Origin of the sequence: Allokutzneria sp. A3M-2-11 16 (genome assembly GCF_024213555.1) — a bacterium.
Lineage (GTDB): Bacteria > Actinomycetota > Actinomycetes > Mycobacteriales > Pseudonocardiaceae > Allokutzneria.
The window spans coordinates 2,356,561-2,382,405 of the sequence record NZ_JANAVO010000001.1 but is presented as its reverse complement, the minus strand read 5'-3'; the positions used below and the strand labels follow the sequence as shown (position 1 = coordinate 2,382,405).

At 70.4% G+C, this 25,845-nt stretch carries 27 protein-coding genes; 13 read left to right on the top strand and 14 right to left on the bottom strand.

Features of this window, described 5'->3' with window-relative positions; all coding sequences use genetic code 11:
- Nucleotides 1–102: 102 nt before the first annotated feature.
- The 3 genes from ispF to NLX83_RS11900 are packed head-to-tail and all read right to left on the bottom strand — an operon-like array spanning nt 103 to nt 1,796.
- The gene (gene ispF / locus NLX83_RS11910) at nt 103–588 is read right to left on the bottom strand and encodes a 2-C-methyl-D-erythritol 2,4-cyclodiphosphate synthase (protein ID WP_256563061.1); all 486 of its coding nucleotides are present in this window, start codon (nt 586–588) and stop codon (nt 103–105) included.
- Nucleotides 585–1,283 (bottom strand): 2-C-methyl-D-erythritol 4-phosphate cytidylyltransferase, encoded by a 699-nt coding sequence (gene ispD, locus NLX83_RS11905; protein ID WP_254234886.1) that lies wholly within the window; start codon nt 1,281–1,283, stop codon nt 585–587. Before ispD ends, ispF begins: the two co-directional genes overlap by 4 nt.
- A 24-nt stretch (nt 1,284–1,307) precedes the next feature.
- A complete protein-coding gene (locus tag NLX83_RS11900) occupies nt 1,308–1,796 on the bottom strand; it encodes a CarD family transcriptional regulator (RefSeq protein ID WP_030428277.1) in 489 nt (162 codons plus the stop codon).
- Nucleotides 1,797–2,105: 309 nt separating this feature from the next.
- Between NLX83_RS11900 and NLX83_RS11895 the strand changes: the two genes are divergently transcribed.
- Both NLX83_RS11895 and radA read left to right on the top strand, forming a co-directional pair.
- Nucleotides 2,106–2,903 carry a hypothetical protein gene (locus NLX83_RS11895; RefSeq protein WP_254234885.1) on the top strand — a complete coding sequence of 266 codons (798 nt, stop codon included), beginning with the start codon at nt 2,106–2,108 and terminating at the stop codon, nt 2,901–2,903.
- Nucleotides 2,904–3,013: 110 nt separating this feature from the next.
- Nucleotides 3,014–4,402, top strand: a complete 1,389-nt coding sequence (gene radA, locus NLX83_RS11890; RefSeq protein WP_254234884.1) for a DNA repair protein RadA — start codon at nt 3,014–3,016, stop codon at nt 4,400–4,402.
- A gap of 212 nt (nt 4,403–4,614) precedes the next feature.
- On the opposite strand, the gene NLX83_RS11885 is transcribed toward radA, so the two are convergent.
- From NLX83_RS11885 to NLX83_RS11875, 3 genes are read right to left on the bottom strand one after another with little or no spacing between them, the layout of a single operon-like run.
- On the bottom strand, nt 4,615–5,640 hold the full coding sequence (locus NLX83_RS11885) for a S1 family peptidase (RefSeq protein WP_254234883.1): 1,026 nt from the start codon (nt 5,638–5,640) through the stop codon (nt 4,615–4,617).
- Between the two features lie 52 nt (nt 5,641–5,692).
- On the bottom strand, nt 5,693–6,736 hold the full coding sequence (locus NLX83_RS11880) for a hypothetical protein (protein WP_254234882.1): 1,044 nt from the start codon (nt 6,734–6,736) through the stop codon (nt 5,693–5,695).
- Complete coding sequence (locus tag NLX83_RS11875; protein ID WP_254234881.1) at nt 6,733–7,299, bottom strand: RNA polymerase sigma factor; 567 nt, start codon at nt 7,297–7,299, stop codon at nt 6,733–6,735. Before NLX83_RS11875 ends, NLX83_RS11880 begins: the two co-directional genes overlap by 4 nt.
- A gap of 89 nt (nt 7,300–7,388) precedes the next feature.
- Between NLX83_RS11875 and NLX83_RS11870 the strand changes: the two genes are divergently transcribed.
- Nucleotides 7,389–7,811 carry a diadenylate cyclase gene (locus NLX83_RS11870; RefSeq protein ID WP_308209296.1) on the top strand — a complete coding sequence of 141 codons (423 nt, stop codon included), beginning with the start codon at nt 7,389–7,391 and terminating at the stop codon, nt 7,809–7,811.
- 32 nt (nt 7,812–7,843) lie between these two features.
- Here the strand turns inward: NLX83_RS11870 and NLX83_RS11865 are convergent, their stop codons facing one another.
- Complete coding sequence (locus tag NLX83_RS11865) at nt 7,844–8,560, bottom strand: hypothetical protein (protein WP_254234880.1); 717 nt, start codon at nt 8,558–8,560, stop codon at nt 7,844–7,846.
- A 168-nt stretch (nt 8,561–8,728) separates the two neighbouring features.
- Between NLX83_RS11865 and NLX83_RS11860 the strand changes: the two genes are divergently transcribed.
- Nucleotides 8,729–9,220: a beta-class carbonic anhydrase gene (locus NLX83_RS11860; protein WP_254234879.1), complete on the top strand. Its 492-nt coding sequence runs from the start codon at nt 8,729–8,731 to the stop codon at nt 9,218–9,220.
- On the opposite strand, the gene NLX83_RS11855 is transcribed toward NLX83_RS11860, so the two are convergent.
- Nucleotides 9,217–10,614, bottom strand: a complete 1,398-nt coding sequence (locus NLX83_RS11855; protein ID WP_254234878.1) for a short-chain fatty acid transporter — start codon at nt 10,612–10,614, stop codon at nt 9,217–9,219. The two genes, NLX83_RS11860 and NLX83_RS11855, sit on opposite strands and share 4 nt — an antisense overlap.
- 53 nt (nt 10,615–10,667) lie before the next feature.
- Here NLX83_RS11855 and NLX83_RS11850 point away from each other — a divergent pair, with 53 nt between their 5' ends.
- Complete coding sequence (locus NLX83_RS11850; RefSeq protein ID WP_254234877.1) at nt 10,668–11,561, top strand: A/G-specific adenine glycosylase; 894 nt, start codon at nt 10,668–10,670, stop codon at nt 11,559–11,561.
- On the top strand, nt 11,554–12,060 hold the full coding sequence (locus tag NLX83_RS11845; RefSeq protein WP_254234876.1) for a 2'-5' RNA ligase family protein: 507 nt from the start codon (nt 11,554–11,556) through the stop codon (nt 12,058–12,060). The genes NLX83_RS11850 and NLX83_RS11845 overlap by 8 nt, the downstream gene beginning before the upstream one ends.
- Here NLX83_RS11845 and NLX83_RS11840 read toward each other — a convergent pair.
- A complete protein-coding gene (locus tag NLX83_RS11840; RefSeq protein WP_254236183.1) occupies nt 12,057–12,752 on the bottom strand; it encodes an alpha/beta fold hydrolase in 696 nt (231 codons plus the stop codon). The two genes, NLX83_RS11845 and NLX83_RS11840, sit on opposite strands and share 4 nt — an antisense overlap.
- A 105-nt stretch (nt 12,753–12,857) precedes the next feature.
- Here NLX83_RS11840 and NLX83_RS11835 point away from each other — a divergent pair, with 105 nt between their 5' ends.
- The 4 genes from NLX83_RS11835 (at nt 12,858) to NLX83_RS11820 (ending at nt 15,535) form a co-directional block, all read left to right on the top strand.
- On the top strand, nt 12,858–13,169 hold the full coding sequence (locus NLX83_RS11835; RefSeq protein WP_254234875.1) for an antibiotic biosynthesis monooxygenase family protein: 312 nt from the start codon (nt 12,858–12,860) through the stop codon (nt 13,167–13,169).
- Entirely contained in the window at nt 13,162–13,986 is an 825-nt protein-coding gene (locus tag NLX83_RS11830; protein WP_254234874.1) for an SIR2 family NAD-dependent protein deacylase, read from the top strand. The genes NLX83_RS11835 and NLX83_RS11830 overlap by 8 nt, the downstream gene beginning before the upstream one ends.
- Before the next feature lie 236 nt (nt 13,987–14,222).
- On the top strand, nt 14,223–14,750 hold the full coding sequence (locus tag NLX83_RS11825; RefSeq protein ID WP_254234873.1) for a hypothetical protein: 528 nt from the start codon (nt 14,223–14,225) through the stop codon (nt 14,748–14,750).
- Nucleotides 14,751–15,166: 416 nt separating this feature from the next.
- Nucleotides 15,167–15,535 (top strand): hypothetical protein, encoded by a 369-nt coding sequence (locus NLX83_RS11820; RefSeq protein WP_254234872.1) that lies wholly within the window; start codon nt 15,167–15,169, stop codon nt 15,533–15,535.
- A 1-nt stretch (nt 15,536) separates the two neighbouring features.
- Here the strand turns inward: NLX83_RS11820 and NLX83_RS11815 are convergent, their stop codons facing one another.
- Nucleotides 15,537–16,562: an endonuclease/exonuclease/phosphatase family protein gene (locus tag NLX83_RS11815; RefSeq protein WP_254234871.1), complete on the bottom strand. Its 1,026-nt coding sequence runs from the start codon at nt 16,560–16,562 to the stop codon at nt 15,537–15,539.
- Nucleotides 16,563–16,648: 86 nt separating this feature from the next.
- Nucleotides 16,649–19,189: an ATP-dependent Clp protease ATP-binding subunit gene (locus tag NLX83_RS11810; RefSeq protein WP_254234870.1), complete on the bottom strand. Its 2,541-nt coding sequence runs from the start codon at nt 19,187–19,189 to the stop codon at nt 16,649–16,651.
- Between the two features lie 344 nt (nt 19,190–19,533).
- Here NLX83_RS11810 and NLX83_RS11805 point away from each other — a divergent pair, with 344 nt between their 5' ends.
- On the top strand, nt 19,534–20,400 hold the full coding sequence (locus NLX83_RS11805; RefSeq protein WP_254234869.1) for a (2Fe-2S)-binding protein: 867 nt from the start codon (nt 19,534–19,536) through the stop codon (nt 20,398–20,400).
- Between the two features lie 106 nt (nt 20,401–20,506).
- On the opposite strand, the gene NLX83_RS11800 is transcribed toward NLX83_RS11805, so the two are convergent.
- The 3 genes from NLX83_RS11800 to NLX83_RS11790 are packed head-to-tail and all read right to left on the bottom strand — an operon-like array spanning nt 20,507 to nt 23,519.
- A complete protein-coding gene (locus NLX83_RS11800) occupies nt 20,507–21,349 on the bottom strand; it encodes an ABC transporter ATP-binding protein (protein ID WP_254234868.1) in 843 nt (280 codons plus the stop codon).
- Nucleotides 21,346–22,434: a FecCD family ABC transporter permease gene (locus NLX83_RS11795; RefSeq protein ID WP_308209295.1), complete on the bottom strand. Its 1,089-nt coding sequence runs from the start codon at nt 22,432–22,434 to the stop codon at nt 21,346–21,348. The genes NLX83_RS11800 and NLX83_RS11795 overlap by 4 nt, the downstream gene beginning before the upstream one ends.
- Nucleotides 22,431–23,519: a FecCD family ABC transporter permease gene (locus NLX83_RS11790; protein ID WP_374118728.1), complete on the bottom strand. Its 1,089-nt coding sequence runs from the start codon at nt 23,517–23,519 to the stop codon at nt 22,431–22,433. The genes NLX83_RS11795 and NLX83_RS11790 overlap by 4 nt, the downstream gene beginning before the upstream one ends.
- Before the next feature lie 92 nt (nt 23,520–23,611).
- Here NLX83_RS11790 and NLX83_RS11785 point away from each other — a divergent pair, with 92 nt between their 5' ends.
- Nucleotides 23,612–24,595: an ABC transporter substrate-binding protein gene (locus NLX83_RS11785; protein WP_254234867.1), complete on the top strand. Its 984-nt coding sequence runs from the start codon at nt 23,612–23,614 to the stop codon at nt 24,593–24,595.
- A 190-nt stretch (nt 24,596–24,785) separates the two neighbouring features.
- On the top strand, nt 24,786–25,793 hold the full coding sequence (locus NLX83_RS11780; protein WP_254234866.1) for an ABC transporter substrate-binding protein: 1,008 nt from the start codon (nt 24,786–24,788) through the stop codon (nt 25,791–25,793).
- The last annotated feature ends 52 nt before the right edge of the window (nt 25,794–25,845 follow it).

The following is a 25,845-nucleotide window of genomic DNA, read 5'->3' as shown; positions in this document are numbered from 1 at the left end:
AAATGCACTTTGCAGATTCCGCGCATCTCGATTGGCAAACACCTGAGACACATTCACGCGGCGGGGCAACCGCTTTCGTCTTTTGCGCAGTCGAACGCGGGCCTAGGCGGGCACCAGGAGCGCGGTGGCCACGGCGGCGACGCCCTCACCCCTGCCGGTCAGCCCGAGACCGTCGGTCGTGGTCCCGGAGACCGCGACCTCACCGCCCGCGGCCGCGGACAGCGCCCGCTGCGCCTCGTCCCTGCGCCTGCCGATGCGCGGCGCGTTGCCGATCACCTGGACGACCGCGTTGCCCAGCCGCCAGCCGCGTTCCTCGACCCGCCTGCGCACCTCGGCGAGCAGGTCCGCTCCGTGCGCTCCGGACCAGCGCGGGTCACCGGTGCCGAACACCGCGCCCAGGTCACCGAGGCCGATCGCGGAGAGCATGGCGTCGCACAGCGCGTGCGCGGCGACGTCGCCGTCGGAGTGCCCGGCGCAACCGTCCGCGTCCGGCCACAGCAGCCCGGCCATCCAGCAATCCCTGCCGGGCTCGACGGGGTGCACGTCGGTGCCGACGCCGACACGCGGCCAGTTCTGCTGCTGAGTCAAGGACTTCCTCGGTGGGTGAGCAGGGCCGTGGCGACGGCGAGGTCGAACGGGGTGGTGATCTTCATAGCATCGGTGTGCCCGGCCACGGTCAGCACGGGTTCCCCCAACCGCTCGACCAGCCCGGCGTCGTCCGTGGCGCCCAGCGAGGCCGCGGCGGCGGCCCGGTGCGCGCGGACCAGGACGCCGCGCTCGAAGCCCTGCGGGGTCTGCACGGCGCGCAGCGACGCGCGGTCCACCGTGGCGAGCACCCGCCCCTCGGCGTCGACCTGCTTCACCGTGTCGGCCAGCGGGAGCACGGGGATGACGGCGGGAGCCCCCGCCCGGACCGCCTCGACGACCGAGCGGATCATGGCGGGCGGGGTGAAGGCGCGGGCGGCGTCGTGCACGAGGACCACCTCGGTGTCCGGCACCGCCGCCACGGCGGCCTGGAGGGCCAGCCACACCGACTCGGTGCGCTCGGCACCCCCCGGAACGACAGTGACCGCCGCACCGAGCGAACCCAGTGCGGCGGTCACGACATCAATTTGGGTAGGTGGCGCGGCGACGACCACGTGCTGCACACAGCCCGACGCCCACAGTCCACGCACCGCGTGCACCAGAAGCGGCTCGCCGTCGAGTTCGACGAGCGCCTTCGGCACCGCGGCACCGAGCCGTTCACCGCGCCCCGCTGCGGGCACGAGCGCGACCACGCTCACGGCGGACGGCTGTTCAGGCGTGGGTCAGGAGGCGGTGGCGAGGACTTCGTCGAGGAGAACCTCGGCCTTGTCCTCGTCTGTGCCTTCGGCCAACGCCAACTCGCTCACCAGTATCTGCCGAGCCTTGGCAAGCATGCGCTTCTCACCAGCGGACAGGCCGCGGTCCTTCTCCCGCCGCCAGAGATCGCGCACCACTTCGGCAACCTTGTTCACATCGCCGGAGGCGAGCTTCTCCAGGTTTGCCTTGTACCGCCGAGACCAGTTGGTCGGCTCCTCGGTGTGGGGAGCACGCAGCACCTCGAAGACCCGGTTCAGACCCTCCTGGCCGACGACGTCCCGAACACCGACGATCTCGGCGTTGTCCGCGGGAACGCGCACGGTCAAGTCGCCCTGAGCGACCTTCAGCACGAGGTACTTCTTTTCCTCGCCCTTGATCGTTCGGGTCTCGATCGCTTCGATGAGAGCGGCACCGTGGTGCGGGTAGACGACGGTCTCTCCGACCTTAAAAACCATGTGTCCTCTGCCCCTTTCGCTGACACCATCCTAACACGTCCGCCGTTGCCGCATCGGCCGCCGTGCGCTGGGTAACCGCAGGTCAGCGCCCACCGGAGGGGTTGACAAATCCGCGCGGGGCGTGCCATGGGCAACCGTTTGGGGGAAATCGGACGGGGTGCGTTCGGCGGTGTGCCGCGCCGATTGCCGCGCGGGGCAACGAAACCGTGCGGGTGCTCACAACCGGGTTGGCCGCGAGCCCCGCACACCATCGGGCTAGGCTTCGCGCTGCCAGATCGTCGGCAGCCGATCACCGGCATGATCATCGACATGGAGGATCGGAGCACCGTGAGCCGCGCAGAGCAGGCCGTCAGCATGGTCGCCCCGGCCGGGAGCCCGAGGACGTCGCGCCTCCGGATGGTCCCCGCCGCCGTCGGGCTCGGGGTCGCGTTGGTCGTCGCCGGGTGCAGCGCCGGGCAGTTCACCCAGACCGACCAGCAGGTGGCCGCCGTCAACGGCGCCTTCGGCCAGACCAAGGACGGCGCGATCGCGCTCCGCGAGGCCGAGCTCGCCTTCCCCTCCGAGAAGTACTACACGGCGGGCACCGACGCCCCGCTGAAGGTCACGATCGTCAACCAGGGCACCAAGGCGGACAAGCTGGTCAAGGTCTCCGCCGCGGGCGCCGGTGAGGTCAAGATCAGCGGCAGCACCGACCTGCCCGCCGGTTTCGCGCTCAACGGCAAGGTCCTGGAGCGCGCGGCGACCCCGAAGTCCTCGACCCCGGGCAGCACCACCGGTGCCCCGTCGTCGACCACCGGCGCGGGCGCCACGACCACCCCGAGCGCTTCCGGGCAGAGCAGCGCGCCGGTCCGCCCGACCACCTCGGCCGCGGCCTCGACGGGCACGCTCTCCGTCAGCACCGTGGAGCTGGTCGTCACCGCGCTGGGCAAGGACCTCCGTCCCGGGCAGACCATCCCGGTGACCTTCACCTTCCAGAACGCGGGCCAGGTCACGCTCCAGGTGCCGATCGCCAACGACGGCGACGCCCGCCCGCCCGTGACCGGTGGCGCCGGCCACGGTGGCGGCGAGCAGCACGGCGAGACCAAGCCCTCGGGCGACGGTCACTGACCTAACCGATCTCCTGCCTCAGGCGGCGTTCACCCGACGTGGTGAGCGCCGCCTGACGCGTTTCCCGGCCCGGCGCGGGACTGTCGGTGGGTGGCCCTAGCGTTGCGCCCGTGGCGAGAACCCGAGCGATCTACCGCTGCGCCGACTGCGGGCACGAAGTGGCCAAGTGGGTCGGCCGCTGCCCCGACTGCCAGGCGTGGGGAACCATTGCCGAGGCCGCGGCGGCCAGGCCGGCGCTGGCCAAGGTGGCCGCGGGCGCACCGGCCGCGCCCGCGATGCCCATCGCCAGGGTCGACGTGGAGTCGGCGCGCGCCCGTCCCTCCGGGGTCGGCGAACTGGACCGGGTGCTCGGCGGCGGGCTGGTCCCCGGCGCGGTGATCCTGCTCGCCGGGGAGCCCGGCGTCGGCAAGTCCACCCTGCTGCTGGAGGTCACCCACCGGTGGGCGGCGGGCTCCGGCAGCCCGGCGCTGTACGTGACGGGCGAGGAGTCGGCGGGCCAGGTGCGGCTGCGGGCCGAGCGCACCGGCGCCCTGCACGACGAGCTCTACCTGGCCGCGGAGAGCGACCTGGGCGGGGTGCTCGGGCACGTGGACGCGGTGAAGCCGGGCCTGTTGATCGTGGACTCCGTGCAGACGATGGCCACCGCGACCGCGGAGGGCTCGGCGGGCGGCGTGACCCAGGTCCGCGCGGTCGCCACGGCGCTGGTCGCGCTCGCCAAGGACCGCGGTCTGCCGGTGGTCCTGGTCGGGCACGTCACCAAGGACGGTTCGGTCGCCGGGCCGCGCGTGCTGGAGCACCTCGTCGACGTCGTGCTCCAGTTCGAGGGCGACCGGCACTCGACGCTGCGGCTGCTGCGCGGCGTGAAGAACCGCTTCGGCCCCTCGGACGAGGTCGGCTGCTTCGAGCTGGTCGAGGAGGGCATCCTCGGCGTGCCCGACCCGTCCGGCCTGTTCCTGAACAAGCGCGAGGTCGAGGTCGCGGGCACCGCGGTGACCGTTGTCGTCGAGGGCAAGCGGCCGTTGCTCGCCGAGGTGCAGTCCCTGGTGGCGCCCACGTCCATGCCGACGCCGAGGCGCGCGGTGAGCGGCCTCGACTCGGCGCGGGTGGCGATGGTGCTCGCGGTGCTGGAGCGCCGGGGCAAGGTGAAGCTCGGCAACGCCGACGTCTATGCGGCGACCGTCGGCGGGATGAAGGTCGTCGAGCCCGCTGCGGACCTCGCGCTCGCGCTGGCCATGGCCTCCGCGGCCAGGGACGTCGCGGTCCCGCCGGACATGGTGGCGATCGGCGAGGTCGGCCTCGCGGGCGAGGTGCGGCGCGTCTCGGGCACAGGCAGGCGGCTGACCGAGGCGATGCGGCTCGGCTTCACCAGGGCGCTGGTGCCGCCGGACTCCGGCCCGATGCCGTCCGGGATGCGGGTCAGCGTGGTCGAGGATGTCAAGGCGGCGCTGCGCATCCTCCGCAAGGAGGGCAAGCCGCTGCGCGACCAGAACGAGGACTAGCGCGTTTCCCACAGGCGGTTGAGCCGAGGCTTCCAGTGACGGTGCCGGCCCAGGGTTGGGGTGTCTTCAAGTACACCCAACCCCCTTCTCGATCATCGTTAACCGCCCCCAACCCCGAACACAGCCCGAGGGTTTGCCGTCGTTAAAGACCGCTGGGACTGGGGTTGGGGGTACTTGAAGCCCGGCACACCCGAGGACTTGCTGGACGCGGCCTAGCGCTCCGCGGGGTCGCGGAAGGCCGGGACGCCGTTGCCGTTGTCGTCGCGGACGGCGGTCGGATCGGCGGCCAGCTCGTCGACGTCCGGCTTGCCGTCGCGGTCCTGGTCGCCCGTGGTGGTGAGGACGAACAGCGTCCCGGGGAAGTCCGGCAGCACGTCGTGCACCAGGCTCTCCGCGACGGCCGAGTCCTCGCCACCGGAGTCGGCGCGGCACCGCCCGCCGGGCCCCTGGGTGCCGCCCTGGAGGACTCCGACGGCGAGCGTGCCGGACAGCACCGGGGCGCCGCTGTCGCCGACGCCGGAACACGCCGTGTGCGCGAACGCCTCGATCCGGCGGCCCGTAGCGCCCGAGACCGCGTGCACTCGTTGCTTGCGGACGCGCCCGCACGTCCACCCCGTGGTGCGGCCGGACTTGCACACCGGCATGCCCTCGACCGGTGCCGCGACGCCTTCCACCGGCACCCGCCCACCGCGCTGGTCGATCACTTCGGCGGCCGGGCGCAGCCACGGATTGGTCAGGCGCACGGTGGCGTAGTCGTCGCCGCTGCCCCCGGAACCGAGGTCGTCGAAGCGGACGGTGTCGAAGCGGCCGACGACACCGCCCCGCTCCAGCACCGCGTTCTCCGCGCTGGTCAGCGCCGCGCAGTGGCCAGCGGTCAACGGGGTGGAGCGGCCCCTGTCGTCCACGGCGAGGAAGCCCAGCGTGCACAGGCCGACCTGGCCGCGCGCGGCGCTGGTGAGCTGCACGCCCATGCCCGCCGCGATGCCCCGCGAGGGCAGCAGCGCGCGGATCGGGCGCTCCAGCGGTGACTCCGCGCGCCCGGATGCCCGCCACGCCTGCTCCAGGTAGGCCGGGGCGTCGATGCCCAGGTCGCGGCGCACCGCATCGATGAGATCAGCCGGGAGTTCCTTGGCCTGCAAGGAGAACAGAGTGTCCACTGTGGATGGTGCGGCCACCGCGGAGCCGAGCGGGCAGAGCGCGAGGGCACCGACAAGCGCCGCGAGGCGTCGACCGAACATGCGCGCTCCGAACCCGCTCGACCACAAGGGGTGACCACGATAGCCGGAGGGCTCAGCCGCCCGGCCGCTCGCCCACCCCGTCCACGATCCCGGTGTCGTACCGGGTCTCGTTCATGATCTCCCCCTTCGCGTAGGTGCGGATGCCCTCGGTGACCTTCGGCAACGCCTCCACGGCGACCGTGCGCAGACCGAGCAGCCTGCCGTCCTCGGGGCTGATGATCATCTCCTCGCGGATGGTGCCGTACCGGATCGCCAGTGAGACACCGCTCCCGCCGCCGCGCACGGTGACGCCGTCGGTGACCTCGATACCCGGCAGGTGGCCGAGCGCCTGGAACAGCGGGCCGCGGAGGTCGGCTGGGATCTTGTTCCCGGCGAGGAGCGACTTGGCGTAGTCGAAGGCGACCCGGTGCGGGGTACCGGCCTTCGAGGCGAGTTCGGCGAGCACCGCGTAGAGCTGCCGGGGATCGCGCGGCAGCTTGGCGACGACGGCTTCCGGCTCGACGGCCAGGTCCGAGGAAAGCGCCAGGTCCGAGGAAAGCGCGTTGGCGCCTCCGCGAAGGACTTCGCCGTTGTCCCTGCGGCCAGCCCACGCGGTGTTGCGGTCAGCGGGTACCCACAACTCGGTGAGCGTCTCGCGCTCCAGCCCCGCTTTGGCGACGCCGTCCTGCACCACCGTCTCGACGACGTACCTCCGCTCCGCGAAGTAGCGGTGCTGGTCGGGCTTGATCTCCTCGTCCGAGACCTTCGCCGCCAGCTCTCCGGCCCGGTTCAGCGGCTGGGGTGAAATCTCCCGCGGCACGGCCACATGCGGCGCCCGGGCGACCGGGACGGTGTCGGTGGCGGTGGAGTTTGTGTAGACGAGTCCGCCACCGACTCCGATCACCACGACGGCGGCCGCAGCGGCGATCAGGAACGGGGTCCTGCGGGACTTCTTCGGTTGCTCGTTGTCAGTCACTCGGTACACCCTCGGAAGCTCGTGGTTTTTCGTGGCGGCGAGGAGTCGCGCGCGTCCGCTCTGGAACGCCTCCTCGCTCATGTCCGCGACGTCGGCGCGGATCGGCCGCAGCACTTCGTGGAGCCGGTCGTTGTCGGTCATGGCTTTCCTCCGTTCCGGAGCAGGCGGCCGCGCGCCCTGTGCAGGCGTGTTCGCACCGTGGTCACACGGAGGTCGAGCACCTTCGCGATCTCGGTCGGGCTCAGGTCCGCCCAGGCGGTCAGCAGCAGCACGTCGCGCTCCTCCGGGCGCAGACCGGCCAGCGCCTCGGCGTAGCGGGTCACGTCGTTCTCGGCGTCGACCGCGGCCGCGGCGCGGGTGTCCGGGGCCTCGACGTCGAGACCGCGGCCGAGCTCCCTGGCCCAGGCCCGCAGCTTGCGCACCTCCGTGCGCTCGTGCATCCGGGCGAGGTTGGTGGCGATCCCGAACAGCCACGCCCGCGCGCTGGCCCGGTGCGGGTCGTAGTCGGCACGCCGTTCCCACATGACCAGGAACGCCTCGGCCACCAGATCGTCCGCCAGGTCCCGGCCGACGCGGCGGGCCAGGTAGCGGTGGAGCGATTGGGAGTGCGCGTCGTAGAGGGCCATGATGGCGGTGTCGCCATCGGGCGCGGACAGGTCCGGATGGTCATCCGGCCCCTGGTCCAGCACGATCTCAGTCTGCACACTCCCTTGTTTGCCGCAGCGGCGGAGGGCGTTCCCGCCGGTCCCCCGTGAAACCGGTTTCCGCAGGTGAAGACACGTAGTATCGGGTCGTGGTGAGCGAACGGGGGCAGTCCGAGCTGGTGCACGCGACGCTCGCGCGCCTGGCTCCGGGCACGCCGTTGCGGGACGGGCTGGAGCGCGTCCTGCGCGGGCGCACCGGCGGCCTGGTCGTGCTCGGCCACGACGAGGCGGTGGAATCGCTCTGCGACGGCGGGTTCGAGCTGGACGTGAAGTTCAGCTCCACCCGGCTCCGCGAACTGTCCAAAATGGACGGCGCACTGGGCCCGTGTGGTGCGCGAGGGCCTGTCCCCGGCTCGCCGAGACCTCCCTCATCGAGCGCTACGGCTGACCCGCGGTGGTTGTGGCGTCTTCAAGTACCACCGACCCCCACCCCAGCAGTCGCTAACCGCCCCCAACCTCGCCGGGGGTTGGGGGCGGTTAGCGGTCGCGGAAAGGGGGTTGGTGGTACTTGAAGACGCCCTGATTTCGCCAGCGCGCGTGGCGGTCAGGTCAGCCGCAGTGGTGTGGGTTGTCCTTGCAGCGCACCGAGTTTGGGCACGACCTGGTAGTCACCGGCCTGCACCGCGGTGCGCTTGCCCGCGCAGCCCGGAGCCGACGTCCGGCCCGCCCACGCGACCTTGAACATCTGGCTCTCCCCCGGTTGCAGCAACCGGGAGTTCGGCGAGTTCGAGGCATAGCAGTCGTTGCTGGACCAGAGCCGCGTGCCACCGTCCACACTGGTCACGACGATCTCGCGGAGCCCGGCGTCGAGGTCCCGGTAACAGGCGACCTGACCGGTGTTGGCGACGACCAGCCGCAGCTCGGGGCGCTGGCCGACGCGGTACTCGGGCTGCCCGACCTCGGCCGTTAGCTTCATCGCCTGGTCGGCGCACGGGCCGGGTGGCGGGGGCGGAGGAGGTGGTGGGGGCGGCGGCGGAGCGGGCTCGGTGGTTCCGCTCGGCGGGGGCCCGGAGGTGGGCGTCGCCGTGCCGGACCCGGAGGGACCCGGTGTCGGCTCGGTGGAGGAGGTGGGCGGCGGCGAGGGTTTGGCCGCCTCCGCGCCCTGGTTGGCCGCGGTGCGCACGGCGGGGTCCTGGCCCCCGCCGGCCAACGCGGTCACACCCCAGACGCCGGCGAGGAGGATGCCCACGCCGACCGCAATAGCCACCGCGCGTCGGCGCCAGTACACCGACTCGGGGAGGGGACCCACCGGCTGCAACACGGCCTGACGGTAACTCCGCCGTCGCGGACAGTGGTGGAGGTCACCGTAACCCGTACGGGTCGTGTCGCACCGGCGTGATATTCGACTAGGAACGGTTGTCAGTCTCGTTCCGCTCGGTTCTCATGGTCGTGACCCCGAACCGGGACCGAGCGATCAGGAGGCCGCGCCATGACCGCGATCAACGAGCTGCTGGCCAGGCACGCCAAGACCAGGGACCTCGGCCACCCGGAGATCCAGACCCCGGTGCCCAGCCTGGGGCTGACGATCGTCACCTGCATGGACGCCCGGATCAAGGTGTTCGACGTCTTCGGGCTCAAGCACGGCGAGGCGCACATCCTGCGCAACGCGGGCGGCATCGTGACCGAGGACGTGATCCGCTCGCTCACCATCAGCCAGCGCCTGCTCGGCACGCGCGAGGTGATCGTCGTGCAGCACACCAACTGCGGCCTCTCGCAGATCACCGACGACGACTTCAAGACATTGGTCGAGGAGGACACCGGCCTGCGCCCGACGTGGGCGGTCGAAGCCTTCCGCGAGGTGAAGGACAGCGTGCGGGTGTCGGTGGAACGCGTGCGGCGCAGCGCTTTCCTGCCGAGCACCGACAACGTGCGCGGCTTCGTCTACGACGTGGCGACCGGCCTGCTCGACGAGGTCGTCTAGGGCACGAAGAGCGTCACCAGGACGAGCACGGTGGGGAAGCACACCAGGAACATCGCGAACGTGTAGCCCATGATGTCGCGCGCCTTCAGGCCGAGGATGGCCAGCGTGGGCAGCATCCAGAAGGGCTGCAACAGGTTCGCGCTGGCCTCGCCGAGGTCGTAGACCACGACCATCCACCCCTGGTGCACGCCGAGCTGGTTGGCCGCGTCGATCACGTAGGGCGCCTCGATCACCCACTTGCTGCCGCCGCTGGGCACGAACACACCGAGCACGCAGGAGTAGACCGCGATCAGCGCCGGGTAGAAGAAGGCGTTGGACACCCCGACCAGCCAGCTCGCGATCGTCGAGGACAGCCCGGTGTAGGCGATCATGCCGAAGATCCCGCCGTACAACGGGAACTGGAGCAGCACCCCGGACGCGGCCGGGACGCCGTCGCGCACGGCCGCCACGAGCCTGCGCGGACGCCAGTGCAGGATCAGCGCCACCAGCAGCAGGATCAGGTTGACGGTGTTGAGGTCCAGCGCGTTGAGCGGGTTCCCCGGCGCGGCGGCGAAGTAGCGCACGAGATACCACAGGCCGAGCGCGAAGATCGCGATCGAGAACAGCGGGCTGTTCTCCAGCCAGTCCCCGGGGCGCTTGGCACCGGTGTCGTCGGGTTCGCCGACGATCGGCCGCAGCTCGACGCCCAGGTCCTCGGCGGTCTTCACGCGGTCGCCGGTGGGCGCGATGAACCAGGCGAACACCACCGCGACGACGGCGACGACCAGGGTGGAAACCACGCCCTGCCACAGGAAGATGGTCTCGGTGAGCGGGATCAGGCCCTCGCCGCGGCCCGCCCTGATCACCTCCTGCACGGCCTTCGGGCTGGACTCCGCACTGGCCACCTGGAGCGCCGCCGAACCGGAAAGCCCTTGCGCCCACACGGTTCCCAGACCCAGGAAGGCCATCGCCCCGATGGCCCGGTAGTCGACGCCGCGCAGCACCCTGGCGATCTCCCTGGCCAGGATCGCCGTGAAGATCAACGAGAACGCCCAGTTGAGATAGGAGGTGGCAATCGAGACGGCGGCGGTGAACGCCACGGCCGCGCGCGGGCTCCTCGGCACGGTGGCCAGCCGGGCGATCAGCTTCGCCACCGGCCGCGCGGTGGCCACCGCGTACCCGCCGATGATGATCATGGCCATCTGCAGCGTGAAGGTGACCAGGCTCCAGACGCCCTTGCCCCAGGAGTCGACCATGGCGGTGATCCGCTCGCCGGTGAGCAGCCCGGCGGCGAAGACCACGAAGGTGCCGATCAGCACGAAACCGAACGCGTCCGGCAACCAGCGCTCGGTGAACGCGGTGAACCGCGAGGCGATCCGTGCCAACGGGTTGTCCCGTTCCGTCGCGCGCGCCATTGGACCTCCCTGTCCGCCAGGTGCGGAACTGTAGCTGGCAGGATCGGGCTGCGATGAGCGTGAGACTGGAACCAGAGGTGCTGGTCGACTGGTTCGACCGGGTGGCCCGCGACCTGCCGTGGCGGCGCCCCGACTGCGACGCCTGGGGCGTGCTGGTCAGCGAGATCATGCTGCAGCAGACCCCGGTCAACCGGGTCCAGCCGATCTGGCTGGAGTGGATGGAGCGCTGGCCCAAGCCCTCCGCGCTGGCCGCGGCGAGCCAGGGCGACGTGGTCCGCGCCTGGGGCAAGCTCGGCTACCCCCGCCGGGCGCTGCGGCTGCACGCGGCGGCGACCGCGATCGCCGAGGGGCACGGCGACGTCGTTCCGTCCAATGTGGACACTCTGTTGGCGTTGCCGGGCATCGGCGAGTACACCGCGCGCGCCGTGGCCGCTTTCGCCTACGGGCAGCGCTGCCCGGTGGTGGACACCAACGTCCGCCGCGTCGTCGCCCGCGCGGTGCACGGAGCCGGTGACGCGGGCCCGCCGTCGACCAAGCGCGACCTCGCGGACGTGGATGCGTTGCTGCCCAAGGAAGATCGCTTCGCGGCGCGGTACTCGGCCGCGCTGATGGAACTCGGCGCGATCGTGTGCGTCGCGCGCACTCCGCGCTGTGCCGACTGCCCGGTGTACGACAGCTGCGCGTGGCAGGAGGCGGGCCGCCCGGCCTACGCGGGTCCGGCGAAGGTCGTGCAGAAGTTCGCGGGCACCGACCGACAGGTCCGCGGCCGCCTCCTGGACGTGCTCCGCGACGCGCCCGGTCCGGTCACCCGCGCTCAGCTCGACGCCGCCTGGTCCGAGGCGGGCCAACGGGACCGCTGCCTGGACTCCCTGCTGGTGGACGGCCTCGTCGAGCAGACCGCCACCGGGTTGTTCTCCCTGCCCGGCGACGGAGGCGAGCATGGCTGACGTGCTGCGGGTGTTCTTCGACGGCGAAGCCGAAGTCGCCGTTCGCGGACTGTGGCGCAAGCTGGCGAAGGCGGGTGTTCCGGCTCCGACGGACAAACGACCTCAGCTCACGCTCGCGGCGGCCACGGCGATCCCCCAGAAGACACGGGACGAACTGCGCGCGGAGCTGGAAATGCTTGCCATGCCGTCCTTGTGGCTGCGCACGCTCGGCACCTTCACCTCGACGGAGAGCGTGCTGATGCTCGGCGCGGTGGTGGACGGCGAGCTGCTCGCGGTGCACTCCGCGGTGCACGACGTGTTGGCGGGCAAGGTGAAGAACCCCTCGGCGTACTACCTGCCCGGCTCGTGGTTGCCGCATTGCGTTCTCGCACAAGGATGTTCGGACGCGGAGATCGTCACCGGCTTCACCGCGCTGCACCCCGTCGAGCCCATCCGCGCCGACGTCGCCGAGATCGGGATCGTGGACACCCGCACCGGCGCGGTGGACGTGCTGCTCTAGCTCGACAATCCTGACAGGAACGCCTCGACCGCGCCCCGGTACGCGTCGGGCCGGTCGCGGTGGACCACGTGCCCCGCGCCGTCGATCCGGACGTGGAGGCCGTGCGGCGCGCGCTCGGCCAGCTCGCGGATCTGTCCGGGCGGCATCGCTGTGTGCTCGGCCTCGATCGCCAGCAGCGGGCAGTCCACCTTCTCGACGGAGTCCCAGTACGCCCGCCGCCCCCACTCCGCCGCGATCACGTAGAGGTCTTCCAGGTCGGCCGTCAGGTGGTAGCCGTCCTCGCGCTCCGTCACGCACTCCGCGAAGTAGTCGCCGACGGGACCGCCGAAGAACGAGCGCACGTGGTCCAGGGACTCGAACGGCACCGGCCACGAGTCGAAGTAGCCGCGCCAGGTGTCGACCGTCTTGCCTCGCTGGTCGGGAGCCATGTCCTCCACCACGACCGCCCGCACCAGATCCGGGTGGCGCGCGGCCAGCTCCCACGCGTGCAGCCCGCCCATCGAGTGCCCGATCACCACCGCGGGCCCCAGTTCGGCCACCAACTCCGCCGCGTCCGCGACGAAGTCCTCGGTGGAGATGCTGGTGAATCCCCTGTGCGGGCTGTGCCCGTGGCCGCGCTGGTCGAGCCCGTAGACGCGGCCGTAGCGCCTGAGCCACCGCGCGACCGGCCACCACGTGCGGGCCCGGCCCATCAGGCCGTGCAGCAACAGGATCGGCTGCCCCGAGCCGCCGAAATCGACCACATCGCGACGTTCCACACGTCGAGGTCTACCACGCGGTGTGGCTACGCTGGGGTCATGGCCGTTGTGAAGATCAACGCGATCGAGGTCCCCGAGGGCGCGGGCCCCGAGCTGGAGAAGCGCTTCGCCGCGCGGCTCGGCGCGGTGGACAGCTCCCCCGGTTTCCTCGGTTTCGAGCTGCTGCGCCCGGTGTCCGGCGAGAACCGCTACTTCGTCGTCACGCACTGGGAGACCGACGAGGACTTCCGCAACTGGATGTCGGGCTCCGGTCAGGCCGCGCACTCCGGCGAACGGGCGAAGCCGGTCGCGTCCGGGTCCAGCCTGCTGGAGTTCGAGGTCGTTTTGGGCTCCAAGCCCAAGAATGACTGAAGCTCTGGAGCGCGCCGCCGCCCTGCTCGCCGACGCTGAGGCGCTGCTGGTCTGCGCCGGGGCGGGTATGGGTGTGGACAGCAGCCTGCCCGACTTCCGCGGTGACGAGGGTTTCTGGCGCGCCTATCCGCCCTACGCCCGGCTCGGCCTGCGCTTCGAGGAGCTGGCCGACCCGGTGCACTTCGCCGCCGATCCCGAGCTGGCGTGGGGTTTCTACGGGCACCGCCTGAAGCTCTACCGCGAGACCGTTCCGCACGCGGGATTCGAGATCCTGCGCGGGTGGGGTTCGGCGCTGCCCGGCGGCGTGCGGGTGTTCACGTCCAATGTGGACGGTCAGTTCCAGCGCGCGGGCTTCGCCGAGGACCAGGTCGCCGAGTGCCACGGTTCGATCCACCACCTCCAGTGCGTGTTCCCGTGCTCGCGGCGCATCAGCCCGGCCGACGGGATCGAGGTGCCGATCGAGCCGGAGACCATGCGCGCGGTGTCCCCGCTGCCGGAGTGCCCGGAGTGCGGCGAGCTGGAGCGCCCCAACATCCTCATGTTCGGCGACATGACCTGGGTGCCGGACCGCAGCCAGGCTCAGCTCGACGCGCTGAACGCGTGGCGCCGGGGACTGCACGGCAAGCGGCTCGTGGTCGTCGAACTGGGCGCGGGCCAGGCCGTGCCCACCGTGCGGCGCTACGCGGAGCTGGCGAGCGCCGCCACGCAGTCGCTGATCCGGATCAATCCGCGCGAACCCGAGATCCGGCACAGCCGTGGCGTCCCGATCCCAATGACGGCGCTGGACGCGCTCACCGAACTCGACGCGCTCCGATAGCCGCTTCACAATTGCTGAACGCGCCACATTCGCGCCGATCCGAAAACTGAGCGGTTTTCACTGTCCACCTCGCGGGAAAGCGCAGATCAAACGCGCGGAAGTGAGCGCAAGGCTTTCCCGGCAAGATGCAGACACGAGCAAGAGAATCTACGAGGGGCTGTCGCGTTCGCATTCACGTTGACTAGCGTTCCCGGCATCGGATGAGTCGTAGATCACTCCCCTGCTGGAGCCGCCTCGTGAAGATTCGCCGCACCGCCCTCACCCTGTCCATGACCGTCGCCGCCTTTGTCGTCCCGGCCGCGGCCGGTATCGGCGCCCAGGCGCTGGCGGCCTGCTCGACGACGCAGGAGTACTTCTACGTCAAGAACGGCCATCTGGTGGACAGAGGCACGAACATCCGCAGCGACTGGCTGACCGGGCCGGGCCGGATCACCTACACCAAGACGGCGACCGCGGAATCCAACACGACCTACAACAACGACATGAACATCACCGCCGAAGCGGTGATCGCGAACATCAGCACCACCTACGGCAAGAGCGTCGGCAAGTCCAAATCGACCTCCCAGTCCTGGTCGTACGGCGCGGACGTGCCCGCAGGCAAGACCCGGTACCTCCAGCAGTTCTACGAGCACTGGCGGGTCACCGTGGTGAAGTGGAAGTACACCAACAAGAACTGCAAGACCACCAAGGTCATCAAGGAGAAGGTGGCCACGTTCCCGCTGAAGAACGGCCACTACCTATGGGAACTGGTCGGCGGCAAGTAGGTCATCCCCGGATGCCTCGCACAGCCTGAAACCGCAGAGCGTCCAACCTGGTGCACATCGTGTGAACAAGCAGTCACGGGGGCGGTCCGAATCCGGATCGCCCCCGTGGCACGGGTCACTCGGCCACAGCGGGAACCGACGAAGTACCTGATGGCCGCGAATTCGTCCCGCGACGAAGTGAACCTCGAACCAGCTGTTCAGCAGCCCCTCCGAACAGGCACAGGGCACCGTCGGCCACTTCGAGGGCGTTGATCCCGACGGCACGCCTTCACATTCGCCCCCATCCGAAAAGTTGGACCGCGACAAGCACGGCCGAACTCTCAAACGTATTATACCGAGACCTTTCGGGTTTTCTGGATATCGTCGTTATCAGTTAGTGACCCACGGCGGGTCACGCACGACGTAGGAGAACTCTGATGCGCAAGCAGGCAACGGTTCTGGGCTTGGCGGCCGCCATCACCGGCGCGACCCTTCTGGCCCCGGCGACCGCCAACGCGGCGAGCTTCACGTGCGCCGACCACGACAGCGGCGAGGTCTGCGTGCGGGTGGTCAGCTCCTCCAAGCTCGAGGTGCGCTACAAGAAGACCAACGGTTCCGGCAAGGTCAGCTTCGGCTACCGCAACGGCTCGTCCTACGTTGGGCTCGGCGACCACAACGTGAAGAAGAACGAGTCGAAGACCGTCCCGGGCACCTACCGGAAGCAGAACAACGCCTGCATCCAGGGCGTCGTCTACACCCCGGGCAGCGAGATCGCCCGCGGCCTCAAGTCCCCGAGCGTCTGCTGACTCAGCCCCGGACGAGTTTGACCTCGGCGATGACGGCGCGGTGATCCGTTCCGGGCACCGCCGCCGTGCCGAAGGACTCGACCACGAAGTTCTTGTTGTCCACCAGGACGTGGTCGAGCGCGACGAAGGCGGGCACGAACCGTTTGTCGGCGGGCCAGGTCGGGGTGAGTCCAGCCCCGGCCTGCTCCGCGGCGTCGAGGTATCCCTGGTTGAGCAGGCCGCGGAAGACCGAGTGGTCCAGCGAGGCGTTGAAGTCCCCCGCCAGGATTCTGGGCACCCGCAGGCCGTCCGGGCTCGGCAGCCCGGCCATGTCCCGCAACCACGGCTCGGTCCCCCTCGGACCGACGGGGTACCACGGGTGCACCGAGACGAACTCCACGTCCGGCCCGGCGGGCAGGTCGATGACGGCCGCGGGGTGCTCGGCCGTGGTGGGCCGGGTGACCACCGTTTCCCGCAACGGGAACCGTGACGCCAGACCACCGCCGACCGCGCCCGGCCGCGGCTTGAAAACCCGGTGCGGCAACACTTCCGCGAGTCCCGCCGCGTCGAGCGCCCGCTCCGCGCCGGGGGTCAGCTCCTGAATGCTCAGCAGGTCCACCGCGCGATCCCGCACCAGGCGCACCACCGTCGCGGCGTCGCCGTGGTCCATCGAGATGTTCACGCTGAGCACCCGCAGCAGCGGGCCGGAGCCGTTGGGACGCGCCGCGGCCGCCGTGCGCGGAGCGACGACCGTGACGAGCAGAACCGTCAGCAGCAACGAGACCAGCCCGACGATCCACCTGCGGGTGAAGAGCAGGATCGCGGTGAGCACGGCGCCGAGCGGCAGCGCGTACGGCGTCAGCGACACCACCGCGACGAGGATCCAGTGGCTGCCGTCCAAGCCCAGCAGGCGGGCGAGGCACAGCACGAAGTACGGCACCGCCACCAGCCACAGCAGGAACCCGACCGCCGTGCCGCCCCGGGCGCGCCGCATCGGCTCCACCGGTCGCTCGACCTGGTAGGCGGGGTAGGTGGTCTGCGGGTGCACTCCCCCAGGGTGCCCGAAAACGCCGGTGGGGCGGGTGCGATCTCCGCACCCGCCCCACCGGTTGTCGATGTTGTTATCCAGCAGTGCTACTCGGCGTCGCCTTCGGCCGCGACGTCGACCACGTCGGCCGGCGGCACGTCCGGCACGGTCACGCCACCGCGGGTCTCACCGCGGAAGACGAACCTGGCCTGGTCGTCCGAGCCCTCGCCGTCCCAGCCCTCGACGTCGCCGAGGATGACCTGGCCGGGGGCCAGCTCGCCGAACAGGATCTTCTCCGACAGCTGGTCCTCGATCTCGCGCTGGATGGTCCGGCGCAGCGGCCGGGCCCCGAGCACGGGGTCGAACCCGCGCTTGGCCAGCAGCTTCTTGGCCAGCGGGGTGAGCTCCAGCGACATGTCCTTGTTGCGCAGCTGGGTCTCGACCCTGGCGACCATGAGGTCGACCATCTGGATGATCTCGTCCTGGGTCAGCTGGTGGAAGACGATGATGTCGTCGATCCGGTTCAGGAACTCCGGGCGGAAGTGCTTCTTCAGCTCGTCGTTGACCTTCTGCTTCATCCGCTCGTAGTTGGAGCCCTGAGCGTTGCTGTTGGCGAAGCCGAGGCCGACGGCCTTGGAGATGTCCTGCGTGCCCAGGTTCGAGGTGAAGATGATCACGGTGTTCTTGAAGTCCACCGTGCGGCCCTGACCATCGGTCAGGCGGCCGTCCTCCAGCACCTGGAGCAGCGTGTTGTACACCTCCTGGTGCGCCTTCTCGATCTCGTCGAAGAGCACGACGGAGAACGGCTTGCGGCGCACCTTCTCGGTGAGCTGGCCGCCCTCCTCGTACCCGACGTAGCCGGGAGGGGCACCGAAGAGCCGGGAAGCGGTGTAGCGGTCGTGGAACTCACCCATGTCGATCTGGATGAGCGCGTCGTCGTCGCCGAAGAGGAAGTTCGCCAGCGACTTGGACAGCTCAGTCTTACCGACGCCCGAGGGGCCGGCGAAGATGAACGAGCCCGACGGCCGCTTCGGGTCCTTCAGACCGGCGCGGGTGCGGCGGATCGCCTGCGAGACGGACTTGACCGCCTCGTGCTGGCCGATGATCCGCTTGTGCAGCTCGTCCTCCATGCGGAGCAGACGCGAGGTCTCCTCCTCGGTGAGCTTGAAGACGGGGATGCCGGTCCAGTTGGCCAGCACCTCGGCGATCTGCTCGTCGTCGACCTCCGCGACGACGTCCAGGTCACCGGCCTTCCACTGCTTCTCCCGCTCCGACTTCTGGCCGAGCAGCTGCTTCTCGGAGTCGCGGAGCTTGGCGGCCCGCTCGAAGTCCTGCGCGTCGATCGCGGACTCCTTCTCCCTGCGCACGTCGGCGATCTTCTCGTCGAACTCGCGCAGGTCCGGCGGGGCCGTCATCCGCCTGATCCGCATCCGGGCGCCGGCCTCGTCGATCAGGTCGATCGCCTTGTCCGGCAGGAAGCGGTCGTTGATGTACCGGTCGGCCAGGGTGGCGGCGGCCACCAGCGCCGAGTCGGTGATCGAGACGCGGTGGTGCGCCTCGTACCGGTCCCGCAGCCCCTTGAGGATCTCGATCGTGTGCTCCAGCGAGGGCTCGCCCACCTGGATCGGCTGGAAACGGCGCTCCAGCGCGGGGTCCTTCTCGACGTACTTGCGGTACTCGTCGAGGGTGGTCGCACCGATCGTCTGCAGCTCGCCGCGGGCCAGCATCGGCTTGAGGATGCTCGCCGCGTCGATCGCGCCCTCGGCGGCGCCAGCGCCGACCAGGGTGTGGATCTCGTCGATGAACAGGATGATGTCGCCGCGGGTCTTGATCTCCTTGAGCACCTTCTTCAGGCGCTCTTCGAAGTCACCGCGGTAGCGCGAGCCGGCCACGAGGGAGCCGAGGTCAAGCGTGTAGAGCTGCTTGTCCTTCAGCGTCTCGGGCACCTCGCCCTTGACGATGCGCTGGGCGAGGCCCTCGACGACGGCGGTCTTGCCGACGCCGGGCTCACCGATCAGCACGGGGTTGTTCTTGGTGCGGCGGGACAGCACCTGCATGACCCGCTCGATCTCCTTCTCGCGCCCGATGACCGGGTCGAGCTTGCCCTCGCGGGCGGAGGAGGTCAGGTTCCTGCCGAACTGGTCGAGGACCAGCGAGGAGGACGGCGTGCCCTCACCGCGGCCGCCGCCGGACTCGGCGGGCTCCTTGCCCTGGTAGCCCGACAGCAGCTGGAGCACCTGCTGGCGGACGCGATTCAGGTCAGCACCAAGCTTGACCAGCACCTGCGCCGCGACGCCCTCGCCCTCACGGATCAGCCCGAGCAGGATGTGCTCGGTGCCGATGTAGTTGTGGCCGAGCTGCAGCGCCTCGCGCAGCGACAGCTCGAGCACCTTCTTCGCCCGAGGCGTGAAGGGGATGTGCCCACTGGGGGCCTGTTGTCCCTGGCCGATGATCTCCTCGACCTGCTGGCGTACCCCTTCGAGCGCGATACCCAGCGACTCCAACGCCTTGGCGGCGACACCCTCACCCTCGTGGATCAAGCCCAAGAGGATGTGCTCGGTGCCGATGTAGTTGTGGTTCAGCATCCTGGCCTCTTCCTGGGCCAGGACGACCACCCGCCTTGCGCGGTCGGTGAATCTTTCGAACATTCGCACTCCCTGCCGCACTTTGGGACCGGCACCGTATGACCACTGTAGTCGGGTGGTCCGTCGCGCCTAGTTCGCGGCACGACTCCGGTTGTCCGATCTCCCCCTCCCGACATCACGCTCAACGTGCTCAGACGTAGTCGGATTCCGCCAACCCGGTGCTGTCCGCTCAGCGCGAACAACGATCCGTCGATCGGTGTGTTAGGCCGACCACCCTTGCGGAGCAACGTGGCGTGACTATATGTAAGGTTAGGCAAGCCTGACTGAGGTTGCCGAATCGATACGCGCCGAGGATGCCCGGGAGCCGCCGTGCCACGCACCACCAGCACCGCCCGCGGGGCGCGCCGGTGACCGTGACCGCGGGCCTGAGCCCGGTCGGCGCGGTCGGCGGAGGAGAACGAGGGGTCCTGGCCGCGACGCTCGACCGGGTCGGTCACCTGCCGACGACCGAGGTCCGCTACGGCCTTCCCGCCTCCGGCTCCGGCGAGTGGATCAGCTGCGCCGACGTGCTCGGCGACCCCGCGATGTTCGACCGCTGGCGCAAACGGCTCGCCGACTGGCTGAGCGAGCGCCACGACGGCCCGATCCCGGAGCGCACCACCTCCGGTTACATCATGTCGTGGTACCTCCAGGTCCCCGGTTTCCTCGGCGGCCTGCTGTTCCACTCCGCCCGCCGGGTCCCGTCGCTGCGGCCCGCCGACATCGCCTTCCGGCTCAACGGCGACCGCCCGCACCCGAACGGCATCGCCCTGCTCAGCGATGAGTTCTGCTGCCTTCCCGAAGACCCCGAGTCACACCGCGCCGAGGCCACCACGGTCTCCGACGAGCGCGCGCTGGCCGCGCTGTTCCGCGCCCGGTTCACCGCGCACGCCGCCAAGTTCGTCACCGCGTTCGGCCCCGGCACCCGCTTCGGCCGCCGCACGCTGTGGGCCGCGGCCACCGACGCGCTGGACACCGCGGGCTGGCTGGCCGGGCGCAGCCTGGGCGACGAGGGGTCCGGCGTCGCCGACTCCGCGCTGTTCCTCCCCACCGCCGAGGCCCCGCTGACCTCGGCGTCGACCCTGCACACGGTCACCGGCGACTGCGGCCGGTCGGTGTGGACCCGCCGCCGCGAGAGCTGCTGCTTCCACTTCGCACTGCCCGACCAGCCCGCGTGCACCACCTGCCCGCGGACCACCGAGGACGAACGCGCCACCCGCGCCCTCTCCCGCTGACCCTCTTACGCCCTGAATGACTCGTTCAGGTACTTCAACGCACTGAATGAGTCATTGAGGGCGCTCAAGTACCCCAATGACTCATTCAGTGCATAAACCGCGAGGGTCACATGGTGTCGTCGGCCGGGGCGGCGGAGTCGACGCGGACGCGGTGCCTGCTGCCGATGGGGACGACGAGCGGAGTGCCGGCGACGGGGTCGGGGACCACTCGTGCGTCCAGGTCGAAGACGTCGCTGAGCAGCTGCTCGGTCAGCACGTCCTGGGGGGCGCCCTGCGCGACGATCTTGCCGTCTCGCATCGCGATCAGCCGGTCGGAGTAGCGCGCGGCCAGGTTCAGGTCGTGCAGCACCATGATCACCGTGCGACCCGCCTGGTCGTGCAGCTGCTGCACCAGGTCGAGCACGTCCACCTGGTGCGCGAGGTCCAGGTAGGTGGTCGGCTCGTCCAGCAGCAGCAGGTCGGTGCCCTGCGCCAGCGCCATGGAGATCCACGCCCGCTGCCGCTGGCCGCCGGAGAGCTGGTCCAGGGTCCGCTCGGCGAACTCCAGCATCCCGGTCATCCGCAGCGCCTCGGACACCGCGCCCTCGTCGTCGGCCGACCACTGCCGGTACCAGGCCTGGTGCGGGTGCCTGCCGCGGGCGACCAGGTCGCCGACGGTGAGCCCGTCCGGGGCGACCGGGGTCTGCGGCAGCACTCCGACGATCTTGGCGACCTCCCTGGTCGGCGTCTTGTCGATGCGCTTGCCGTCCAGCAGGACGTGGCCCTCCTGCGGCGCCAGCAGCCTGCCGAGCGCGCGCAGCAGCGTCGACTTGCCGCAGCCGTTGGGGCCGATGACCGCGGTGATGGTGCCGTCGATGACATCCAGGTCCAGGCCCTCGACCACGCGGTTCTCGCCGTAGCCGAGGCTGAGCCCCTCGGCGCGGAGCCGCACCCGAGCAGCAGCTGTCATGTCCGGACCTCTCGATAACGACGAACCAGCAGGTACATGAGGTAGGGCGCGCCGATCACGGCGGTCACGATGCCCGCCGGCAGCTCGACGACGCCGAAGGCGGTGCGGGCGATCACGTCCGCGCTCACCGTGAGGGCGGCGCCGAGCACAGCGGAGCCGAGCAGCGGCGGCTGCGGCGTGCCGGCCATCCGCATGGCGATCTGCGGGGTGGCCAGCGCGACGAACTCGACCGGCCCGGCGGAGGCCGTCGCGGTGGCGGCCAGCGCGACCGCGATCAGGATCAGCGCCGCCCGCGAGCCGTTGACCCGGATGCCCAGGCCGCGCGCGGTGTCGTCGCCGAACTGGAGGCCGCCGAGCGGACGTGCCGCGAACAGCGCGAGCGGCACCAGCACCAGCAGTGCGAGCGCGACCGGGGTGACGTGCTCCCAGCCGCGGCCGTTGAGGCTGCCGGTGATCCACACCATCGCCCGGCCCGCGTCGGCCACCTCGGACAGGGTGAGCAGGTAGAACTTGATCGCCACCAGCACCGCGGTGATGCCGAGGCCGACCAGCACGAGCCGGTAGCCGTCAATGCCGCGCTGCCAGGAGATGGCGAAGACGAACAGCGCCGCGACGAGTCCGCCGCCGAGCGCCGCGGCGGGCAGGCCGAACTCGGCGATGCCGCCGCTGATCCCGCCCGCGCTGCCGCCGAGCATGATCACCGCGACCGCGCCGACCCCGGCACCCGCGGTGACCCCGAGGATGTCCGGGCTGGCCAGCGGGTTGCGGGCGATGGACTGGGTGATCGCCCCGGCGAGCGCGAGCGCGGCGCCGACCAGCGCCCCGGTCAGCGCCCTCGGCAGCCGCAGTTCGAGCACGATGTAGGCGTGCGTGTCATCGCCGCCGCCGAGCAGCACCGCGAGCACGTCGCCGACGCCGATCGGGAAGTCGCCCCGGCCCAGGTTGACCGCCATGGCCAGCACCAGCAGGCCGAACGCGATCACCGGAACGAGCACCGGGCGCAGCCGGACCACCCACGACGCGGGCCCGACGCGCAGCGCCGGACGGCCGGGGATCGAGGTCTCCCGCCCCATCAGGGCCTTCACAGCCGCACCAGCCTTCTCCGCCGGACCAGGACCAAGAAGAACGGCGCGCCGACCAGGGCCAGCATGATGCCGACCTGGAGTTCCCCCGGCCGGGCGACGACGCGGCCCACCACGTCGGCGACCAGCAGCATGATCGCGCCGAGCAGCCCGGAGTAGGGCAGCAGCCAGCGGTAGTCCGGTCCGGTGATGGCGCGCGCCATGTGCGGGACGACCAGGCCGACGAAGCCGATCGGGCCGCACGCGGACACCGCCGCTCCGGTCAGCAGCGTGACGGCGGCGATGCCGACGACCCGGGTCAGCATGACGCTCTGGCCCAGCGATCGGGCCACGTCCTCGCCGAGGGACAGCGCGTTCAGCCCCGGCGAGTTGACCAGCGCCAGCACCAGGCCCGCGACCAGGAACGGCAGCACCTGGAGCACGATCTCCGGATCGCGCCCGGCCAGCGAGCCGGAGCGCCAGAACCGGAACGCCTCGAGGCTCTGCGCGTCCAGCAGCACCAGTGCCGAGGTCAGCGCGTAGAGCAGCGCGCTGATCGCGGCCCCGGCCAGCGCCAGGGTGACCGGGGTCGGTCCGCCCCGGCCGACCGAGCCGAGCGCGAACACCGCGACGGTGGCGACCAGCGCCCCGGCGAAACCGAACCAGACCAGCGTGTAGATGTCGTCGGTGCGCAGCATGAAGATCGACAGCACGATGGCGAAGGCCGCGCCCTGGTTCACCCCGAGCAGGCCGGGATCGGCCAGCGGGTTGCGGGTGTGGCCCTGCATCAGCGCGCCCGCCACGCCCAGCGAGATGCCCACGACCAGGCCGAGCATGGTCCTGGGCACCCGCAGGGAGCCGATGACGATGTCGTCCTCGGTGCCGGTCGGCGTTGCCAGGGCGTGCCAGACGTCGGCGAGCGCGATCGGCTTGGAGCCGATGGCGATGCTGGCCAGCACGCTGGCGAGGAGCACGAGCACGAGGACGAGCAGGCCGATGAGCCTGCGACGGCGGCGGCGAACGGTGGCGTCGGCCTGCTGAGGAGCGACACCCGACCGAGGGGAGCGCCGTGACCCGGATGGCGTTGCCACGGTCACACTGCGTTCCAAAGAACATCTCCTTCCCTCTGGTCCGTTCGCCCGACAAGGTAAGGCCGACCTTGCTGGTAGTCAGGCAAGCCTAACCGAACCGTGGAGGAACCTTGACCAGAGCGTTGTTGGCGAGACGGAGCCTGGTGATCATCGCCGTGGCGGCGGCCGTCGCCGCGTGCGGGCCCGGCACCACCACCCAGCCGGGTGGCGCCTCGGCTCCTCCGGCCGCGGGTTTCCCCAGGACGGTCAAGCACGCCATGGGTGAGACCACCATCCCGGCGGCGCCGAAGAAGGTCGCCGCGCTGGACGCGAGCTTCGTCGACGCGGTGATCGCCCTGGAGACCGAGGTCGTGGCCTTCACCAGCTACCGCTCCATCGGTGACCGGGTGCCCGACTACCTCGGCGAGCCGGGCAGGCGGCTGAGCGCGGGCGCCAAGGCCGTCGGCACCCTGGCCGAGCCGAAGATCGAGCTGATCCTGAACCAGAAGCCCGACCTGATCGTCTCGGCGAAGGTCCGGCACGAGCAGATCTACGGCCAGCTCAGCGCGAAGGTGCCGACGGTGTTCAGCGACACCACCGGCCCGACGTGGAAGGAGAACATCCGGCTGCTCGGCAAGGCTCTCGGCAAGGAGGAGCTCGCCGAGAAGAAGATCAAGGGGTACGAGGACCGGGCCCGCCGCATCGGCGACGCGATCCGGGCCAAGGAGGGCAGGAACCCGACCATCTCGATCGTGCGGTTCGTCGACGGCCCGACCCGGCTCTACCAGCAGGCCAGCTTCTCCGGGATCGTGATGAAGGACGCGGGCCTGGCCCGGCCGGCCTCGCAGGCCGCCAACGCCTTCGCCGCCGAGATCAGCGAGGAGCGGATCACCGACGCGGACGCCGACAAGATCTTCGTGGCGACCTACCCGGACGAGAAGGGCTCCTCGGCCGCGACCAAGCAGCGCTTCGAGACCAACCCGCTCTGGCGCCCGCTCGCGCCGAAGGCGGTCGCCGTCAACGACCTCACCTGGGTGACCTCGGTGAGCCTGCAAGGCGCGCACATCATCCTCGACGACCTCGCCAAGGCTTTCGGCGTCGATCCCGCGAACTAGGCGTGCCCCAGGGGTTCGCCCGTCTTCAAGTACCCCCGACCCCCGCCAAAACGGTCGCGAACCGCCCCCAACCCCGGCAGGGTCACGCGGCGGTTCCGAGGTGGTTGCGGGGGCGCGTTTCGGATATCGCCGCGAAGTTAGGGCAACCTATCCTCAGTTGCGAATGGGACTTACGACTCTTGGAGGACAGTTGAGGACAAGGGCGCTGTTGGCCCGGCGGGCCTTCGCCGGAGTGGCCGCCTTCACCGTGGCGGCCGTGGTCGCGGGGTGCGGCGGGGCCGCGCCGAGCTCGCCGCCACCGGTCCCCGGCCAGGTCGGGGCGGGCTTCCCCAGGACCGTCAAGCACGCGATGGGCGAGACGACGATCGCCGCCGCGCCGAAGAAGGTCGCCGCGCTGGACAGCAGCTACGTGGACGCGGCCTTCGCACTGGAGACCGAGGTCGTCGCGTTCACGCTGTTCCCGCTGACCGGTGACAAGTTCCCGGACTACCTCAAGGCCGAGGCCGAGGTGTACGGCCGCAACGCCAAGCCGGTCGGCACGCTGGAGCAGCCCAAGATCGAGGAGACGCTGGCGCTGAACCCGGACCTGATCGTCTCGGCGAAGGTCCGGCACGAGCAGCTCTACGGCCAGCTCAGCGCGCGCAAGCCCGCGGTCTTCAGCCAGACGACGGGACTGACCTGGAAGGACAACATCCGCCTGCTGGGCACCGCGCTCGGCAAGGAGGAACTGGCCGACAAGAAGATCAAGGCGTACGAGGAGCGGGCCCGCAAGGTCGGCGACTCGATCCGCGCGAAGGCGGGCAAGAACCCGACCATCTCCGTGGTGCGCTTCGTCGCGGGCCCGACCCGGCTCTACACGCCGAACAGCTTCGTCGGCATCGTGCTCAAGGACGCGGGCCTGGCCCGGCCCGCCTCGCAGGACGATTCGAAGGCGAAGGACATCTCGGTGAACGTGGCCGAGGAACGCATCCTGGACGCCGATGCCGATCACGTCTTCGTATCGGTTTTCCCGGACCCCAAGGGCGACTCCGCGAAGGCCAAGGAGAAGTACCTGGCCAACCCGCTGTGGAAGCAACTGAAGGGCAAGGTCACCGATGTGCAGGACGGCACCTGGATCGCGTCGGTGAGCCTCCAGGGCGCACACGCGATCCTGGACGACCTCGCCAAGGCATTCGGGGTGGATCCGGCGCGGAGCTGATTCACGATCTCACCAAACACGAGGACCCCTTCAGCAGTTCGGGGCTGCTGAA

Coding starts and splice junctions, on each gene's coding strand:
- NLX83_RS11900 (WP_030428277.1), bottom strand. CDS start 1,796: ATGGTTTTTAAGGTCGGAGAGACCGTCGTCTACCCGCACCACGGTGCC.
- NLX83_RS11895 (WP_254234885.1), top strand. CDS start 2,106: ATGGAGGATCGGAGCACCGTGAGCCGCGCAGAGCAGGCCGTCAGCATG.
- NLX83_RS11885 (WP_254234883.1), bottom strand. CDS start 5,640: ATGTTCGGTCGACGCCTCGCGGCGCTTGTCGGTGCCCTCGCGCTCTGC.
- NLX83_RS11880 (WP_254234882.1), bottom strand. CDS start 6,736: ATGACCGACAACGACCGGCTCCACGAAGTGCTGCGGCCGATCCGCGCC.
- NLX83_RS11860 (WP_254234879.1), top strand. CDS start 8,729: ATGACCGCGATCAACGAGCTGCTGGCCAGGCACGCCAAGACCAGGGAC.
- NLX83_RS11855 (WP_254234878.1), bottom strand. CDS start 10,614: ATGGCGCGCGCGACGGAACGGGACAACCCGTTGGCACGGATCGCCTCG.
- NLX83_RS11850 (WP_254234877.1), top strand. CDS start 10,668: ATGAGCGTGAGACTGGAACCAGAGGTGCTGGTCGACTGGTTCGACCGG.
- NLX83_RS11845 (WP_254234876.1), top strand. CDS start 11,554: ATGGCTGACGTGCTGCGGGTGTTCTTCGACGGCGAAGCCGAAGTCGCC.
- NLX83_RS11840 (WP_254236183.1), bottom strand. CDS start 12,752: ATGGGCCGGGCCCGCACGTGGTGGCCGGTCGCGCGGTGGCTCAGGCGC.
- NLX83_RS11835 (WP_254234875.1), top strand. CDS start 12,858: ATGGCCGTTGTGAAGATCAACGCGATCGAGGTCCCCGAGGGCGCGGGC.
- NLX83_RS11830 (WP_254234874.1), top strand. CDS start 13,162: ATGACTGAAGCTCTGGAGCGCGCCGCCGCCCTGCTCGCCGACGCTGAG.
- NLX83_RS11820 (WP_254234872.1), top strand. CDS start 15,167: ATGCGCAAGCAGGCAACGGTTCTGGGCTTGGCGGCCGCCATCACCGGC.
- NLX83_RS11810 (WP_254234870.1), bottom strand. CDS start 19,189: ATGTTCGAAAGATTCACCGACCGCGCAAGGCGGGTGGTCGTCCTGGCC.
- NLX83_RS11800 (WP_254234868.1), bottom strand. CDS start 21,349: ATGACAGCTGCTGCTCGGGTGCGGCTCCGCGCCGAGGGGCTCAGCCTC.